This is a genomic window from Dactylosporangium sp. NPDC006015, from assembly GCF_040614215.1.
GTDB classification, from domain to species: domain Bacteria; phylum Actinomycetota; class Actinomycetes; order Mycobacteriales; family Micromonosporaceae; genus Dactylosporangium; species Dactylosporangium maewongense.
The window spans coordinates 111,752-128,355 of the sequence record NZ_JBEXUD010000031.1; the positions used below are offsets into that span (position 1 = coordinate 111,752).

General features: G+C 72.0%; 16 protein-coding genes. 14 read left to right on the forward strand and 2 right to left on the reverse strand.

The genetic code is table 11. The features are described 5' to 3' along the window. Positions 1-41: 41 nt before the first annotated feature. The 11 genes from ABZ321_RS39520 to ABZ321_RS39570 all read left to right on the forward strand — a co-directional run bounded on the left by ABZ321_RS39520 (position 42) and on the right by ABZ321_RS39570 (position 10,714). Positions 42-764, forward strand: coding sequence for an ATP-binding cassette domain-containing protein (locus tag ABZ321_RS39520; protein ID WP_344503527.1), 723 nt, complete (start codon positions 42-44; stop codon positions 762-764). Continuing rightward, positions 761-1,648, forward strand: a complete 888-nt coding sequence (locus tag ABZ321_RS39525) for a branched-chain amino acid ABC transporter permease (protein WP_344503528.1) — start codon at positions 761-763, stop codon at positions 1,646-1,648. The genes ABZ321_RS39520 and ABZ321_RS39525 overlap by 4 nt, the downstream gene beginning before the upstream one ends. Beyond that, on the forward strand, positions 1,645-2,739 hold the full coding sequence (locus ABZ321_RS39530) for a branched-chain amino acid ABC transporter permease (RefSeq protein WP_344503529.1): 1,095 nt from the start codon (positions 1,645-1,647) through the stop codon (positions 2,737-2,739). Before ABZ321_RS39525 ends, ABZ321_RS39530 begins: the two co-directional genes overlap by 4 nt. A gap of 203 nt (positions 2,740-2,942) precedes the next feature. Further along, entirely contained in the window at positions 2,943-3,701 is a 759-nt protein-coding gene (locus ABZ321_RS39535; RefSeq protein ID WP_344503530.1) for an ABC transporter ATP-binding protein, read from the forward strand. Beyond that, entirely contained in the window at positions 3,688-4,380 is a 693-nt protein-coding gene (locus tag ABZ321_RS39540; protein ID WP_344503531.1) for an ABC transporter ATP-binding protein, read from the forward strand. Before ABZ321_RS39535 ends, ABZ321_RS39540 begins: the two co-directional genes overlap by 14 nt. 10 nt (positions 4,381-4,390) lie before the next feature. Beyond that, entirely contained in the window at positions 4,391-5,632 is a 1,242-nt protein-coding gene (locus tag ABZ321_RS39545) for an ABC transporter substrate-binding protein (protein WP_344503532.1), read from the forward strand. A gap of 4 nt (positions 5,633-5,636) precedes the next feature. Beyond that, positions 5,637-6,509, forward strand: a complete 873-nt coding sequence (locus tag ABZ321_RS39550; RefSeq protein ID WP_344503533.1) for a branched-chain amino acid ABC transporter permease — start codon at positions 5,637-5,639, stop codon at positions 6,507-6,509. Further along, positions 6,506-7,465 carry a branched-chain amino acid ABC transporter permease gene (locus tag ABZ321_RS39555; RefSeq protein ID WP_354900673.1) on the forward strand — a complete coding sequence of 320 codons (960 nt, stop codon included), beginning with the start codon at positions 6,506-6,508 and terminating at the stop codon, positions 7,463-7,465. Before ABZ321_RS39550 ends, ABZ321_RS39555 begins: the two co-directional genes overlap by 4 nt. Before the next feature lie 124 nt (positions 7,466-7,589). Further along, positions 7,590-9,176, forward strand: coding sequence for an MFS transporter (locus ABZ321_RS39560; protein ID WP_354900675.1), 1,587 nt, complete (start codon positions 7,590-7,592; stop codon positions 9,174-9,176). A 58-nt stretch (positions 9,177-9,234) separates the two neighbouring features. After that, the gene (locus ABZ321_RS39565) at positions 9,235-9,852 is read left to right on the forward strand and encodes a TetR/AcrR family transcriptional regulator (protein WP_344503536.1); all 618 of its coding nucleotides are present in this window, start codon (positions 9,235-9,237) and stop codon (positions 9,850-9,852) included. A gap of 97 nt (positions 9,853-9,949) precedes the next feature. Then, positions 9,950-10,714 carry a hypothetical protein gene (locus ABZ321_RS39570; RefSeq protein WP_354900677.1) on the forward strand — a complete coding sequence of 255 codons (765 nt, stop codon included), beginning with the start codon at positions 9,950-9,952 and terminating at the stop codon, positions 10,712-10,714. A 750-nt stretch (positions 10,715-11,464) separates the two neighbouring features. Here ABZ321_RS39570 and ABZ321_RS39575 read toward each other — a convergent pair. Both ABZ321_RS39575 and ABZ321_RS39580 read right to left on the reverse strand, forming a co-directional pair. Then, positions 11,465-13,360, reverse strand: coding sequence for a helix-turn-helix domain-containing protein (locus ABZ321_RS39575; protein ID WP_344503652.1), 1,896 nt, complete (start codon positions 13,358-13,360; stop codon positions 11,465-11,467). 18 nt (positions 13,361-13,378) lie between these two features. Next, positions 13,379-14,170 (reverse strand): 3-hydroxybutyrate dehydrogenase, encoded by a 792-nt coding sequence (locus tag ABZ321_RS39580; protein WP_344503538.1) that lies wholly within the window; start codon positions 14,168-14,170, stop codon positions 13,379-13,381. Between the two features lie 140 nt (positions 14,171-14,310). Between ABZ321_RS39580 and ruvC the strand changes: the two genes are divergently transcribed. Genes ruvC through ruvB form a run of 3 tightly spaced genes read left to right on the forward strand, consistent with a single transcriptional unit; the run spans position 14,311 to position 16,492 of the window. Beyond that, positions 14,311-14,823 carry a crossover junction endodeoxyribonuclease RuvC gene (gene ruvC / locus ABZ321_RS39585; protein ID WP_344503539.1) on the forward strand — a complete coding sequence of 171 codons (513 nt, stop codon included), beginning with the start codon at positions 14,311-14,313 and terminating at the stop codon, positions 14,821-14,823. Continuing rightward, positions 14,820-15,428: a Holliday junction branch migration protein RuvA gene (ruvA, locus tag ABZ321_RS39590; RefSeq protein ID WP_344503540.1), complete on the forward strand. Its 609-nt coding sequence runs from the start codon at positions 14,820-14,822 to the stop codon at positions 15,426-15,428. Before ruvC ends, ruvA begins: the two co-directional genes overlap by 4 nt. After that, a complete protein-coding gene (gene ruvB / locus ABZ321_RS39595; protein ID WP_344503541.1) occupies positions 15,425-16,492 on the forward strand; it encodes a Holliday junction branch migration DNA helicase RuvB in 1,068 nt (355 codons plus the stop codon). The genes ruvA and ruvB overlap by 4 nt, the downstream gene beginning before the upstream one ends. Positions 16,493-16,604 lie beyond the last annotated feature (112 nt).

Here is a 16,604-nt window from a genome sequence, read left to right on the forward strand (position 1 = left end):
GGGGAAGCCGTTGGGCGCCGGAGCGCAGCGGAGGTGACGCTGTGACCGCGATCCTGGACATCTCAGACCTGTCCGTGAAGGTGGGCGGGTCGCACATCCTGCAGGGCGTCACGTTCAGCGTGCAGCCGCAGGGCGTCACCGCGCTGCTCGGCCGCAACGGCGTCGGCAAGACCACCACGCTCAAGGCCGTGCTCGGGCTCATGCCGCGCGCCGCGGAGATCACCGGCCGGGTCGGCTTCGCCGGCGGCAGCATCCTGCGGCAGCCCACGTTCCGGCTGGTCCGGCAGGGCCTCGGCTACGTGCCCGAGGACCGCGGCGTCTTCGCCGGGCTCACCGTCGCGGAGAACCTGCGGCTCGCCGAGCGCGCCGGCACGGCCCCCGACTACGAGACCGTCCACGGCCTCTTCCCGGAGCTGCGCAAGCGGGCCCGGCAGCGGGCCGGCACCCTGTCCGGCGGCCAGCAGCAGATGCTGGCGATCGGCCGGGTCCTGCTTAACCCCAACCGGCTGCTGCTCATCGACGAGCCGACGAAGGGCCTCGCCCCGAAGGTCGTCACCGAGGTCGCCGCCGCGCTGGAGGCCGTCGCCGCCGTCGTGCCGATGCTGCTCGTCGAGCAGAACCTGGCGGTGGTGCGCCGGATGGCCCGCCACGCCGTCGTCATCGCCAACGGCCGCGTCGCGTACACCGGCGGGGCCGGCGACCTGCTCGACTACACCGAGAAGACCAAGGCGCTGCTCGGCGTCGGCAAGGGGGAGCACGCATGAGCACGTTTGTGCTGTTGACCTTGACCGGGCTGGGTCTCGCCGCCCTGTACTTCCTCGTCGCGTCCGGTCTCGCGCTGGTCTTCGGGCTCGCCGACGTGCTCAACTTCGCGCACGGGCTGTTCCTGTCCGTCGGCGCGTACGGCACCTGGTGGGCCTCCGGCAACCTCCCCGGCGCCGGGGCCTCCGGGTGGGGCTTCGTCCTCGCCGTCGTGTTCGGCGTCGTCTGCGGCACGGTCGTCGCCGCGCTCGTCGAGCTGGTGCTGATCCGGCCGCTGTACTCGCGCACCATCGAGCAGGTCCTCGTCACCGTCGGGCTGTCGCTGGCCGGCGTGGCGCTGCTGCAGGCGTCCTGGGGCGCGGACCCGCGGACCTACCCGCGGCCGCAGTGGACGCAGGAGCTGACCGAGATCGCCGGCGCCCGCGTCCCCAACGACCGCTTCCTGCTCATCGGCGCGGCCGTGGTGGTCCTCGCCGGCCTGCTCGCGTTCCTCAAGTACACCCGCATCGGCCTGGTCATCCGCGCCGGTGTCGAGGACCGGTCCATGGTCACCGCGCTCGGCATCGACGTGCGCCGCGCGTTCACGCTCGTCTTCGCGATCGGGGGCGCCGCCGCCGCGCTCGCCGGGGCGCTCGGCGGGGTCTACGCCGGCTCGATCTCCCCGACCGGCGGCAGCTCGCTGCTCATCTTCGGCTTCATCGTCGTCGTCATCGGCGGGATGGGCTCGGTGGTCGGGGCCGCCTATGCCGCCGTCGCCGTCGGGCTGCTGCAGCAGTTCGTCAACTACACCTCACCGGGGCTCGGCGACATCTGCGTCGTCGCGCTCCTGGCGATCGTGCTGCTCGTCCGCCCGCAGGGCATCACCGGAAAGGTCGCCACCTCATGATGACGGACACCGCGGTGACCCCCGGCGGCACCGTGCCGAAGCCGCGCCGGAAGTGGCACCCCGCCCGGTTCGGGCCGCTCGTCTTCCTGGTCGTCCTCATCGCGCTGCCGTACTGGTCGATCTCCATCCCGGGCGTGTTCGACACGGCGATCAACAAGCCCGGCACCCTGCAGCTGCTCGCGCTGTGCCTGGTGTTCGGTGCCCTCGCGACCGGCTACGACCTGCTCTTCGGGCGCACCGGGCTGCTGTCCTTCGGTCACGCGCTCTACTTCGCCGCCGGCGTCTACGGCACCGACGTCCTCATCACCAAGGCGGGCTTCCCGTTGTGGCAGGCCGTGCTCCTCGCCGTCGTCGGCACCGCCGCGATCGCCGCGGCGCTCGGGGCGATCGCGCTGCGCACCAACGGCATCGCCTTCGCCATGGTCACCCTCGCCTTCGCGCAGGTCGGCGCGATCACCATCGGGCGCGACCCGGGCGGGCAGACCGGCGGCGAGGAGGGGCTGCCGATGGACACGTCGGGCGTGCCCGACGCGCTCGTCGGCGTCACCAACACCGTGAACCTGTACTGGCTCGCGGTGGGCGTCGCCGTCGTCACCGTCCTGGTCGTGCACGCCATCGCCGACGCGCCCGCCGGTCGGGTGCTCGCCGCGATCCGCGACGACGAGCGCCGCGTCGGCGTGCTCGGCCTCGACCCGTACCGGTACAAGCTGTTCGCGTTCACCGTCGCGGGTGGGCTCGCCGGCCTCGCCGGCGCCATGTACGCGCTGCTGATCGGCGGCGCCACCCCGCACGTGGCGGCGTCCGACCAGACGCTGACGCTGCTCGTCATGGTCGTGCTCGGCGGCCCCGGCACCCGGTGGGGGCCGCTGATCGGCGGGATGCTCTTCACGTACCTCGACTACCGGCTCGTCGCGTTCGGCCGCTCCGACGCCGTCGACAACCTGCCGGGCGTGCTGAGCGGGCCGCTGTCGCAGCCGCTGTTCGTGCTCGGCACGGTCTTCATCCTCGCCGTGTACTTCTTCCCCGGCGGCCTCGCCGGCCTGCGGACCCGCCTCGGACCCCTCGCGAGGTGGATACCGGACCGCCGATGAGCGGTCCCCACGGGCACCGGTCGATTCGATCACCATCGAATCGACCGGTGTCTTTTTTGTGTGGGGCAAGGGCACACGCTCACACGGGCAAATGTATGGATCGCCTCCATGGCCTGGGTGTGGCGCCGGTCATAGCGTTCGCCGCAACGGCGGGCCACATGTGACCGCCACCCGCCCACCGCCACGAGGAGGTGTGTCCCCCGATGGACGGTCCCGCCCTGACAGCGCGCGGTCTCACCCGTGACTTCCGCGGCTTCCGGGCCGTCGACGCGGTCGACCTCACCGTCGCCGCCGGCAGCGTGCACGCGCTCGTCGGACCCAACGGCGCCGGCAAGACGACGCTGTTCAACCTGCTCACCGGGTTTCTCGCACCGACCGCCGGGCGGATCGAGCTCGGCGGTCACGACATCACCGGGCTCCCGCCGGAGCGGGTCGCCCGCCTCGGCGTCGCCCGCTCCTTCCAGATCACCAGCCTCTTCCCGCAGCAGACCGTGCGGACCCACGTCGAGCTGGCCCTGCAGAGCGCGACGGGGCTCGGCTGGTCGTTCTGGCGCAGCCACCGGCTCCTGGACCGCTTCTCGGCCCGCGCCGGCGAGCTGCTCGACCTGGTCGGCCTCGGCGACGCGGGGGAGACCCTGGCCGGCAGCCTGGCGTACGGGCGCAAACGGGCCCTCGAGCTGGCGATCGCCCTCGCGCTGGACCCGAAGGTGCTGCTGCTGGACGAGCCGACCGCCGGGATGGGCCTGGAGGACGTCGACCGCACCGTCGAGCTCATCGCGGCCGTCCGGGACGGCCGGACGGTGGTGCTGGTCGAGCACAACATGCGCGTCGTCGGCCGGCTCGCCGACACCGTCACGGTCCTGCAGGCCGGCCGGGTCCTCGTCGAGGGCCCCTATGAGCAGGTCCGCACCGATCCGCGGGTGATCGAGGCCTATCTGGGGAGCTCCGATGTTGCACATTGACGGTCTCTCGGCGTGGTACGGCGAGGCGCAGGTCCTGCGCGACGTCGACCTGTTCGTGCAGCGGGGCGAGGTCGTCACCCTCTGCGGGCGCAACGGCGCCGGCAAGACCACGCTGCTGCGCTGCGTCATGGGGCTGCACACCTCGCAGTCCGGCACCGTCCGGCTCGCCGACGAGGACGTCACCGCCCGCAAGGTCCACCAGCGGGCCCGCCGCGGCCTCGGCTGGGTGCCCGACGACCGCGGCGCCTACGCCACGCTGACCGTCGCCGAGCACCTCACCCTCCCACCCGTCGTCGGGCCGTCCCCGTGGAGCCTGGAGCAGGTCCACGAGGCGTTCCCGGCGCTGTACACCCGGCGCTCCAGCCCGGCCACCAAGCTCTCCGGCGGCGAGCAGCAGATGCTGGCCCTCGCCCGCGTGCTACGGATGGGCGCCACCGTCCTGCTCTGCGACGAACCCACCGAGGGGCTCTCCCCGCTGCTGGTCCAGCAGGTCGGCGAGATCCTGCGCCGGGCCAAGGAGCACGGCGTCACCGTCCTGCTCGTCGAGCAGAACCTGCACTTCGCCACCACGGTCGCCGACCGCCACTACCTCCTCGCCGAGGGGCGGATCGTCGGCGCTTTCGACAACACCGACATCCAGTCCCGCGAGGCCGAACTCCTCGCACACCTCGGGATCTAGGAGAAATATCATGAGAAAAGCGCTCGCGGCCGGTGCCGCCCTCTGTGTCGCCCTGTCGGGCTGTGGCGGCGGTGGACCCCGCTCCGGCGGGAGCTCGAAGCTCACCGGCGACAAGCTCGTCCTCGGCGTCCTCAACGACCAGTCCGGCGTCTACGCGCAGCTGTCGGGCAAGAACTCGGTCGTGGCCGTGAACATGGCGATCGAGGACTTCAAGGCCAAGTACGGCGACAAGGCGATCACGAAGAACATCACCGTGGAGACCGCCGACCACCAGAACAAGCCCGACGTGGCGAACACCCGCGCCGCGGAGATGTACGACCGGCTCGGCGTCGACGCGATCCTCGACGTGCCGACCTCCTCGGCCGCGCTGAAGGTCGCCGACGTCGCCAAGGCGAGCAAGAAGCTCTACTTCAACATCTCCGGCGCGACCACCGACCTGACCGGGAAGTCCTGCAACAAGTACACGTTCCACTACGCCTACGACACCGCGATGCTCGCCAACGGCACCGGCACCGCGACCACCCAGGCGGGCGCGAAGAACTGGTACATCGTCTACCCCGACTACGCCTTCGGCCAGGACATGGAGAAGTCCTTCAAGGCCGCGATCGCCAAGGGCGGCGGCAGCGTCGTGGCGAGCGACCCGACCCCGTTCCCCAACGACAACTTCTCCACGTTCCTGCTCAAGGCGCCGACGCTCAACCCGAAGCCCGACGTGCTCGGCACCATGCAGGCCGGCGCCGACCTGGTCAACCTGGTCAAGCAGTACAACGAGTTCAAGCTGCGGGACAAGGGCGTCGGGCTCGCCGTCGGGCTCATGTTCCTCACCGACATCCACTCGCTCACCCCGGACGCCCTGGCGGGCACGACGTTCACCGACGCCTGGTACTGGAACTTCGACGCCGAGAACCGCGCCTGGGCCGACAAGTTCTCCGCCCGCGCCGGCGGCCAGCGGCCCACGTTCGCCCACGCCGCCAACTACTCCGCGGCGATGCAGTACCTGGAGGCCGTGCAGGCCGCCGGTACCGACGACGCCGACGCCGTGGTGAAGCAGCTGGAAGGCAAGAAGGCCAACGACTTCTTCCTCCGCAACGGGGAGTTCCGCGCCGCCGACCACCGGGTCGTGCACGACGCCTACCTCGCCAAGGTGAAGCCGGCGAGCGAGGTCAAGGAGCCCTGGGACTACGAGCAGATCGTCAAGACGATCCCCGCCCAGGAGGCGTTCCGCGCCCCGTCGGCCGACTGCAAGCTCTAGTCCGATGGGTTTCCTCACCCACACGTTCAACGGACTGGTCGGGGGCAGCTTCTACGCGTTGCTCGCCCTCGGCCTGTCGGTCATCTTCGGCATGCTGCGGGTGGTGAACTTCGCCCACGGCGCGTTCTACATGCTCGGCGCGTTCGGCGCCTACGTGCTGCTCGCCGAGGCCGGGATCTCCTTCTGGTGGGCACTGCTCGCGGTGCCGCTGGTGCTCGGCCTGCTCGGGATCCTGCTGGAGCGCGGGCTGATCCGCCGGCTGTCCACACTGGACCCGCTGTACAACTTCCTGCTCACGTTCGGGCTCACGCTCATGCTGCAGGACGTGGTGAAGTCGCGGTACGGCTCGCAGTCCAACCCCTACGGCGCGCCGGCCGGGCTGCGGGGGACCGTCGACTTCGGGCTCTTCGACTTCCCGGCGTACCGGGTGTTCGTGTTCGGCGTGGCCGTGCTGCTGTGCGTCGCCGTGTGGTGGCTGCTGACCCGCACCCGGGTCGGCACCGTCGTGCGGGCCGCCACCGAACGCCCCGAGCTGACCCGTGCCCTCGGCATCGACGTCGGGCGGTGGATCGCGCCCGTCTTCGGCTTCGGTGTCGCCCTCGCGGCCCTCGCCGGGGTGCTCGCCGCGCCGATGCGGGCGGTGAACCCGCTCATGGGCGCCGACCTGATCATCGGCGTCTTCGCGGTCGTCGTCATCGGCGGCCTCGGCTCGGTCTTCGGCAGCGTCGCCGCGGGCTTCGCGATCGGGCTGTTGCAGGCGTGGAGCGAGGCCTACGGGCCGGCGCTGCTCGCGCAGACCCTCATCTTCCTGGTCATGGCCCTGGTCCTGCTCTTCCGGCCGGCCGGGCTCTTCGGGCGGGAGGAACTGCCGACATGACCGCGCTGATTCTGCAGCGGGTGCGGACCCCACGGTGGGTCGGCTGGGCCCTGGTCGCGGTGGGGGCGCTCATCGCGCTCTGGCTGCCCAACGGGCTCTATCCGGCGGTCGCGGTGGACATGCTGTGCTGGGCGCTCTTCGCCGTCGCGATCGATCTGCTGCTGGGGTACGGCGGGCTGCTGTCCTTCGGGCACGCGGCCTTCTGGGGGACCTCGGCGTACACCGCCGGGATCATCGCGGCGCGGGTGGGCGTGCCCTTCCCCGTCGCCGTGCTCGGCGGCGCCCTCGCCGCGGCCGCCCTCGCGGTGCCGATCGGCTACCTCGCCGTGAAGCGCTCCGGGATCTACTTCGCGATGGTGACCCTGGCCTTCGCGCAGATGGTGTACTTCGTGGCCAACGAGTGGTCGTCGGTGACCGGCGGCGAGAACGGGCTGCAGAGCGTGCCGCGGGAGCTGTTCGGGCTCGACCTGTCGGACCCGTACTACTTCTACTACGCGGCGCTGCCCCTCGCCGTGCTCGGGCTGCTGCTCGCGTGGCGGATCGTGCACTCGCCGTTCGGCCGGGTGCTGGTCGCGATCCGGGACAACCCGGCCCGGGCCCGCGCGCTCGGCTACCCGGCCCACCGGTACAAGCTGCTCGTCTTCGTCCTGTCGGCGTTCGTCGCCGGGCTCGGCGGCGGGCTCTTCGCGGTCGCGCACGGCTTCGTCTCCCTCGACGTCGTGCACTGGACGACCTCGGGCAAGGGCGTGGTGCTCGTCGTGCTCGGCGGCATCGGCACGCTGTGGGGCGGGGTGGTCGGCGCGGCCCTGGTTGTGAACCTGGAGGACCAGCTGTCGCAGGCGGGCTTCACGCTGATCGGCCTGGTCACCGGGGGCATCTTCGTGCTCGTCGTGCTGCTCTTCCGGCGCGGCCTGTGGGGCTCCGCGGTTTCATTGGTCCGCCGTTTTGTTCCCTAGTGTGATCGCCCGCACATTCTGATACGAGACGGTTCCGTATCGCTTCGCCTTGTCCTAGCTTGGTGGAGGATACGGAACTGTTCCGTATCGTATCGCGCGTTCGCTCACTGGGGGCTTGAACCACATGGACGCAGCCACACCCAACACCGGACATCCCCGCCGCTGGGCCATCCTCGGCGTGCTCGTCATCAGCCTGCTCGTCGTCGTGCTGGACAACACCGTCCTCAACGTCGCCATGCGCACGATCGCCGACCCGGTGCACGGCCTGGGCGCGACCCAGAGCGAGCTGGAGTGGTCGATCAACTCCTACACCCTGGTGTTCGCCGGCCTGCTCTTCACCGCCGGCATCCTCGCCGACCGGCTCGGCCGGCGGATCACGCTCACCGTCGGGCTCGTGCTCTTCGGCATCGCGTCGCTCGTCTCCGCCTACGCGGACTCGCCCACCCAGCTGATCTGGGCCCGCGCCCTCATGGGCCTCGGCGCCGCGGCGGTCATGCCCTCGACCCTGTCGATCATCGCCAACGTCTTCGACCCGCGTGAGCGGGCCAAGGCGATCGGCGTCTGGGCCGGCGCCGTCGGCCTCGGCGTCGCGATCGGCCCGATCGTCGGCGGCCTGCTGCTCGAGCACTTCTGGTGGGGCTCGGTCTTCCTGATCAACGTCCCGATCGTCGTCGCCGGCGTGATCCTCGTCAGCGTGCTCATCCCCGAGTCGCGGGACCCGCGCCCCGGGCGCATCGACATCGTCGGCGTGGTCCTGTCCATCATCGGCCTGACGCTGCTCACGTACGGTGTGATCGAAGGCGGCGAGTCCGGCTTCGGCGAGCTCAAGTCCTGGGGCACCCTGGCCGCCTCGGCCGCCGTCCTCGCCGCGTTCGTGATCTACGAGCGGAGCATCGAGTTCCCGTCGCTGGACGTGAAGCTCTTCGCCAACCGCCAGTTCTCCGCCTCCACCGCGATGATCGGCCTGGTCTTCTTCGCCGCGATGGGCGCCATGTTCACCAGCGCCTTCTACCTGCAGCTGGTGCGCGGCTACGGCCCGCTCGCCTCGGGCGCGCTCTTCGTGCCCTTCGCGCTCGGCCAGCTCGTCTTCGCCCCGCGCAGCGCCGCGATGGTCAAGCGCTTCGGCCCCAAGGCGGTCAGCACCACCGGCCTGCTCCTCGTCGCGCTCGGCCTGGCCGGCTGGATCTTCATCGGTGCCTCGACGCCGATCTGGGTCGTCGGCGCGCTGTTCTTCGTCATGGGCACCGGCATGGCCAACGTGATGCCGCCCGCCACCGAGGCCATCATGGCCGCGTTGCCCCGCGAGAAGGCCGGCGTCGGATCGGCCGTCAGCAACACCATCCGCCAGGTCGGCGGTGCCCTCGGCGTGGCCGCCCTCGGCGCGGTCATCAGCTCCTACTACCGCAGCGGCGTCGAGTCCTCCACGACCGGCCTGCCGGCCGCGGCGAAGCACGTGGCCGACGAGTCGATCTCCGGTGCGTACGGTGTCGCGCCGCACGTCGGGCCCGCCGGGCCGGCGCTGATCCAGCACGCCAACGACGCCTTCATCACCGCGATGCACTACTCGGCGATCGGCTCCGCGATCTTCGCGGTCCTCGGTGCGGCCGTCGCGTTCGCCTTCCTGCCCGGCAAGCGCCCGGCCTCGGCCCCCGCGCCCACGACCGCGGAAGGCCTCGCCGAGGAGCAGGGTGTCGAGCTGGTGGACGTGTGATGTCCTTTGAGCCGGCCGTTGATGGCTTCCGTGTGAGAACTCGGTAACAATGGAAGCCATGACGACGGCGAGCGTGGATGCGGTGGCCGACCAGGACCGCAAGGGTCCCGGCCGGCCCCGCAGCGCCCGCGCGGACGAGGCCATCATCGAGGCGGTCCTGGACCTGCTCAGCGCGGGCCAGAGCGCCGACGCGCTGTCCATCGAGGCGGTCGCGGCGAAGGCGGGCGTGGGCAAGGCGACGATCTACCGCCGCTGGCCCAACAAGGAAGCCCTCCTCATCGACGCCGTCACCACGATGAAGGGCCCCGTCCCGGAGCCCGCGGGCGTGTCGGTCCGCGACGACCTGGTCGCCCTGATCGCGGGCATGCGCACCAAGCGCATGCACCACTACGGCAAGGTCACCGCCTGCCTGCTGCCCGAGCTCGTCAAGGGCGAGGAGATGCACAAGGTCTACCAGGCCGGCGTCGTCGAGCCCCGTCGCGACGTGATGCGGGGCGTCCTGCGCCGTGGCATCGAGAGCGGCGAGCTGCGCGCCGACCTGGACGTGGAGCTGACCCTGCTCATGCTGTCGGGCCCGGCGATCGCGCAGAACATGCTGCGCTGGAACCCCGCCGTGCCCGACGAGGGCTTCGCCGAGCACCTGGTCGACGCCATCCTCCGCGGCGCCCGACCCTGACCGTTTTTTCCACCCAGCTTGATCACGTAGCGGATCCGGTCGCCCTGGCAGCCGGATCCGCTACGTGATCACGGCTGATCTCTCTGGGAGTGGCGCGGTGGGGGCCAAGACGTCGCTGCTCGCCTACACGGACGGCGATGTCGCTGAGCTGCTCCGGGCCGGGGCCGTGGCCCGCCCGGACGCCACGGCCGCGCTGATCGCGCGCGTGTTCCCCGGCTGGACGGTCGAGCCGGCGGACGCCACCTCGCTGGACGACGCGGTCCACCCGCCCGACGGGACCGCGTACGCCGGCGCCTTCCCCGGCGTCGACCTCGTCTGCGACCGGCGGCTGCCGCTGGGCGCGCCCTCGCGGCTGCCGGATCGCCTGATCGAGCCGGGCCGTCACCGCCGCGTCATCTCCCATGCGATGCACAGCGTCTCGGACTGGTTCGCGTTCTCCGTCTGGGACAACGGCGAACTGGTCCGGTCGCTGAGCCTGGACCCCGACAACGGCGTGGTCGAGAACGCCGGCGAGCCGTTCGCGTTCGAGGCACCGTTCTGGTCCGGCGAGCATCCCGTGCTGCCCACGCAGGGCTGGCCGGACCAGGGGCCGTACCCGCTGCCGTTCCATCCGCTGGACCTGGGGGAGGCGGCACTGCGAGGCCTGTTCGGGTTCATCCTCGAGGGCTCTCCCAGCCAGGCAGACATCGACCCCGACGCCGTCGAACTGCACGGCTTCCGCCTCCACGACCCGGCCGCCCCCGACCCCGCCCACATGCAACAGTTGATCAGACGAATGCGTCGCCGCTCCTACACCTACGCCGACGACGGCTCGCTCGTCGAGACCGACCTCAAGAACTGCGGGCAACCGGGCGCCGGCTAGCTCACCGACTGCCATGCGGCTGCCCCGGTTATGTCGACTCGCTCCGCTCCCCGACATAACCGAAATTTCGGATATGTTCGCGGCGTGGACATATCCGGGGAAAGCGCCAGCGCGCGCTCCGGTTGATCATGGTCCGGTAGAGCTCGTGCGGCTACAACTCCTCGATCCACGCGGCGTGCGCCGATCGGCACCGGACGTGGAGGCCGGCTCCCTGCCGGGCACGGCGGCGGGCGGGCACCGGATGCGGTGCGCGATCTCAGCCGGTGCAGTACACGCGGTCATGCGCCGCGGAGCGACGCATCGGGGATTGCGGTGACCCATGCTGCCGGTCGGGGTGCCGCCGGGCGAGGCAGGACTCGGCTGGGTCGACGTCCGCTGGCGGGCAAGCCGACGCTGGCCGCGGATATGTCCGCCGGCGCGAACATATCCGACTTATCAGCATCTAGTGGGGCCTGGGTCCGCTGCCGGTGGTGATCCGGAGGAGTTGGTGCCGCTCGGTCGAAGATCGAAGGACGGATCTGGCTGTCCGGGCGGCCAGGTTGCGACTTCGATCAAGCAAGCGCGGGCAAGATCGCCGTCCTGAGCGTGGTACTTCCCGGTCTAGCGGCCGGCCGCCGGATGCGGCGCGCGAGCGCCGCTTGCCCTGCCTCGCGCCATAGCGCGGGCAGTGCGTCGCGGAGCGGCGCATTGGGGTGCGGGTGAGAATCCCCGCCGGGCCCCGCCGCGGCAGCGGTGGGGGAATTACAGCGCTCAGCGGAGGCGGTGGAGGCGGAGGGCCAGCTGGACCTCCAGGGCGCGCTCCGGTTTCTGCCAGTCGGCGCCCAGGAGCTGGCCGATGCGTTCGAGGCGCTGGGTCACGGTGTTGACGTGGACGTGGAGCAGCTCGGCGGCGCGGGCCAGGCTCCCGCCGACGCCGAAGTACGCCTCCAGCGTCTTGACCAGGGCGGTGCCCCGGCGGACGTCGTAGTCGACGACGGGGCCGATGGTGGAGCCCAGGAAGGCTTCGACGTCGCGGTCGCGGCCGTCGGGGGCGGAGCCCAGCAGGAGGCCGACGAAGCCCAGCTCGGCGGTGCTGGCACCGGCGCCGGCGCGGCCCAGGGCGGCGAGGGCGATGACGCAGCGGTCGGCGTCGCGGTAGGCGGCGGCGATGCCCGCGGGGCCGGTCGCCGGGCCGCCGGCGCCGGCGGTGACGGGGCGGCCGAGGACCTTGCCGAGGTCGCGGGCGACGGTGCGGGCGAGAGGGCCGGCCACCTCGCCGGGCAGGAGGAGGACCACGTGGCCGTCGCGGGCGGCGGCGAGGCCCCCGCGGGTCTGCGCGTAGGTCTGAGCCCAGGACATGGCGCGCTGGCGGGCCGTGTTCATGGGGCCGCCGGCGAGCGCGTCCTCGCCGACAGCGACGACGACGTTGGGGGCGTCCAGGTCGACGCCGAGGCGCTTGGCGCGGGTGCGCAGGGAGTCGGCGTCGCGGACGGGGCGGGTGATGACGTCGTCGAGGAGCTCGCCGCGGACGCGGCCCTCGGCCTCGGCGACGGTGCGGCGGAAGAGCAGCAGGAGCGCGGTGACGACGGCGGCGCGCTCCAGGATGCGCTGGTCGGCGTCGACGAGGGGGCGGTCGGGCCGCAGGACGAGCGCGCCGAGGTTCTCCGCGCCGGCCACGACGGCCGCGAGCCACAGCGGTCCCCGCCGGACGCTGCGCCCCTCGGTGCGGGAGGCGGCGAGGGCCTCCGCGATGGCGCTGGCGTCAGGGGCGTCGAGCTCGCCGACGCTGGCCTGGTGTCGGCCGTCGGCGTCCAGGACGAGCAGCGCACCGCCCAGCACCTCGGTGACGACCTCGGCGATGTCCTCGACGCCGGCGCCCCGCAGCACGAGGGCCGTCATGCGGTCGTGGGCGGCGGCGGCCCGCTCGACGGAGTCGCTGTGGGCGCGGATCGTGCCGTTGGCGGCGGACAGCTCCTCGAGGGCGGCCTGGGTCTCGCCGAGGAGGCGGGCGGTGTCGATGGCGACGGCGGCGTTCGCGGCGAGGGAGACGAGCAGCGACACCTCTTCGCGGGCGAACGGGCGGGCGGAGCGGTTCGCGGCGTACAGGACGCCGATGATGCGGGAGCCGAGCCGCAGCGGCACGCCCAGGATCGCGACGAGCCCCTCCTCGCCGACGCCGGCGTCGATGTCTCCGGTGTGCCGGAAGCGGGCGTCCTCGGGGTAGTTGGCCGTCACGTACGGGCTGCCGGTCTGCGCCACGAGACCGCCCAGGCCCGCGCCCATCGGCAGGCGCAGGGCCTGGAACTTCGCGGAGATGGAGCCGTCGGTGACCCGCATGTAGGTGTCGCCGTGCTGTTCGTCGTTGAGCGTCATGTACGCCACGTCGGCGCCGAGCAGGGTCCGGGCGCGATGGACGATGGCGGCGAGGACGGCGTCGACGTCACGGAGCCCGGCGAGGTCGCTGGCGGTGTCGAAGAGGCCGGAGAGCTCCTCCTCGCGGCGCCGCCGGCGCTCCAGGAGGGCCCGGACGCGCAGCGCGACGACCTTGGCCTGCTCCAGCTCGGCGAGGCGGTCGGGTGGGAGGCCCGCGTTGCGGGCGGCGACGAGCGGGCCCTCGAACTCGACCGCTGCGGCCTCCCGCGCGAGCAGCTCCAGGTACTCCAGCATCGTCACACCCCCATTGTGCTAGTGGGCGGTCCAGCCGCCGTCGATGGCGACGGACGTGCCGGTGATGAACCCCGCGGCGTCGGAGCAGAGGTACGCGACGAGCTCGGCGACCTCCGAGGGCTCGATGAGCCGCTTGATCGCCGCGCTGGTGAGCATGATCTTCTCGACGACCTCGGTCTCGTCGATGCCGTGCGTGGCGGCCTGGGCGGCGATCTGGCCCTCGACGAGCGGGGTGCGCACGTAGGACGGGTTGATGCAGTTGCTCGTGACGCCGTGCGGGGCGCCTTCGAGCGCGACCGTCTTGGACAGGCCTTCGAGGGCGTGCTTCGCCGTCACGTACGCGGCCTTGAACGGCGAGGAGCGCAGCCCGTGGACCGAGGAGATGTTGACGACCCGCCCCCAGCCGGTGCGGTACATGTGGGGCAGGACCCGGCGGGTGAGGCGGAACGGCGCCTCGACCATGACGGCCTGGATGTAGGCGAACCGCTCCGGCGGGAAGTCCTCCAGCGGCGCCACGTGCTGCAGGCCGGCGTTGTTGACCAGCACGTCGACGTCCCAGTGCTCCGCCAGGAGCGACTCGGCCTCGTCGAGGTCGGACAGGTCCGCGGTCACCGGCGTGAGACCGAGGTCGGCGAGCGGCTTGATGCCGTCCGCGTCGCGGTCGACGGCGACCACCTTCGCGCCGGCCGCGGCGAGGCGCACGGCGACGCCCCGGCCGATGCCGCTGCCCGCGCCGGTCACCAGTGCGGTCCGGCCGCGCAGGTCCAGGGCGACCACCTGGTGCGGCGAAACGGGATGTGGCGTCGTCATGGCGGGAAACGTACGAGCCTTCGCGCGTGCGTCCCATGGGGTCCACCCACATACCTTCGCGGTACTCGGTGTGTGTGTCCTGTCGCCGGTACGAGCGGCGGGTGGGCTAGTGTGTCGAACACACGTTTGAGGGGGTGCCGGTGCGGGTGCTGGGGGTCGACCCGGGGCTGACCCGCTGCGGGGTCGGCGTGGTCGAGGGCGTGCCGGGGCGGCCGTGCAAGCTGGTGCACTACGAGGTGGTCACCAGCGACCCGGACACCGACCTGGCGCACCGGCTGCTGAACCTCGACGAGCGGCTGACCGCGCTGGTCGCCGAGCACCGGCCCGAGTCCGTCGCCGTGGAGCGGGTGTTCAGCCAGCACAACGTGCGCACCGTCATGGGCACGGCGCAGGCGGGCGCGGTCGCGATCCTCGTCGCCGCGCGGGCCGGGCTGCCGGTGCAGACCTACACGCCGAGCGAGGTCAAGGCCGCGGTGAGCGGCAACGGGTCGGCGGACAAGGCACAGGTCACCGCGATGGTGACCCGGTTGCTGCGGCTGACGGTCGCGCCCCGGCCCGCCGACGCCGCCGACGCCCTGGCTCTGGCAATCTGTCATGTCTGGAGGGGCGGCACCAAGGACCGCATCCAGGCGGCGCTGAGGAGAGCACGATGATCGCGAGTGTGCGGGGGCGGGTCGCCGCCGTGTCGCCGGACGGGGCCGTGATCGAGGTCGGCGGGGTGGGCCTGGCCGTGCTGTGCTCGCCGCACACCATCGCGGACCTCCGCGTCGGTGACGAGGCCCGGCTGGCGACGTCGCTGGTCGTGCGGGAGGACTCCCTGACGCTGTACGGCTTCGCCGACGACGACGCCAAGCAGCTGTTCGAGCTGCTGCAGACCGCGTCCGGGGTGGGGCCGCGGCTGGCGCAGGCGGTCCTCGCGGTGCACACCCCCGAGGTGGTGCGCCGGGCCATCGCCGGCAACGACACGTCGACGCTGACCCGGGTCCCGGGCATCGGCAAGAAGGGCGCGGAGCGGCTCGTGCTGGAGCTGCGCGACAAGATCGGCGCGCTGCCCGGCGACGGTGCGGCGCTGGTCGGGGTCGGCGCCGGCGCGGCGTGGGCCGAGCAGGTCCGCCAGGCGCTCGTCGGGCTCGGCTGGACCGCCGGCCAGGCCGACCAGGCCGTCGCCGCCGTGGCCGAGCAGCTCGACGGCGGCACCGTCCCGCCGGTGCCGGTGCTGCTGAAGCAGGCGATCCGCATGCTGGGCACCATCCGGTGACCGATCCCCTCGTCAGCGCGTACTCCTCGCCGGAGGACCGGGCCGCCGAGCAGAGCGTGCGCCCGAAGCGGCTCGCGGAGCTGATCGGCCAGCACCGGGTCCGCGAGCAGCTGGACCTGCTGCTGCAGAGCGCGCTGCGGCGCGGCAGCCCGCCGGACCACATCCTGCTGTCCGGCCCGCCCGGCCTGGGCAAGACCACCCTCGCCATGATCGTCGCCGCGGAGCTGTCGGCCGGCCTGCGGTTGACCAGTGGCCCGGCGATCGAGCGCGCCGGCGACCTCGCCGCGGTGCTGACCAGCCTGTCCGAGGGCGACGTGCTGTTCATCGACGAGATCCACCGCATCGCGAAGCCCGCCGAGGAGCTGCTGTACAGCGCCATGGAGGACTTCCGCGTCGACGTCGTGGTCGGCAAGGGCCCGGGCGCGACCGCGATCCCGCTCGACGTCGAGCCCTTCACGCTGGTCGGCGCGACGACCCGCAGCGGCCTGCTCACCGGCCCGATGCGGGACCGCTTCGGCTTCGTCGGCCAGCTGGAGTTCTACGACCCGGACGAGCTGGAGCTCATCATCGCCCGGTCGGCGCGGATCCTGGACGTGCCGATCACCGACGAGGGCTCGGTCGAGATCGGCCGGCGGTCGCGCGGCACGCCCCGCATCGCCAACCGGCTGCTGCGCCGCGTCCGCGACTACGCGGAGGTGCGGGGGACCGGCGTGGTCGACCTCGCCGCGGCCAAGGCGGCCCTGGCCGTGTACGACGTCGACGAGCTCGGCCTGGACCGCCTGGACCGGGCGGTGCTGCACGCGCTGATCCGGCAGGGCGGGGGACCGGTCGGGCTGTCCACGCTCGCCGTCGCCGTTGGTGAGCAACCCGACACGGTCGAAGAGGTCTGTGAACCTTTCCTGCTACGGACGGGACTGCTCGCGCGCACTCCGCGTGGGCGGGTGGCGACGCCGAGCGCATGGCGCCATCTCGGGCTCCCGGTTCCCGCTGGTACCGTCGGTGGCGGGAGCCACGCAGGGGGAACATCGCCACAATTGCCCGATCTTTTCAGCTTGGAGCCGTAGCGTCCCTAGCTGTCGTGATCGGACCGTGATAGACGCCGGTCTGCGTGTCTTGCGACACACCGACTAGACTCGCCGCGGTCCGCCGCGCGGACTTCATACTTCGCTCGGTGCG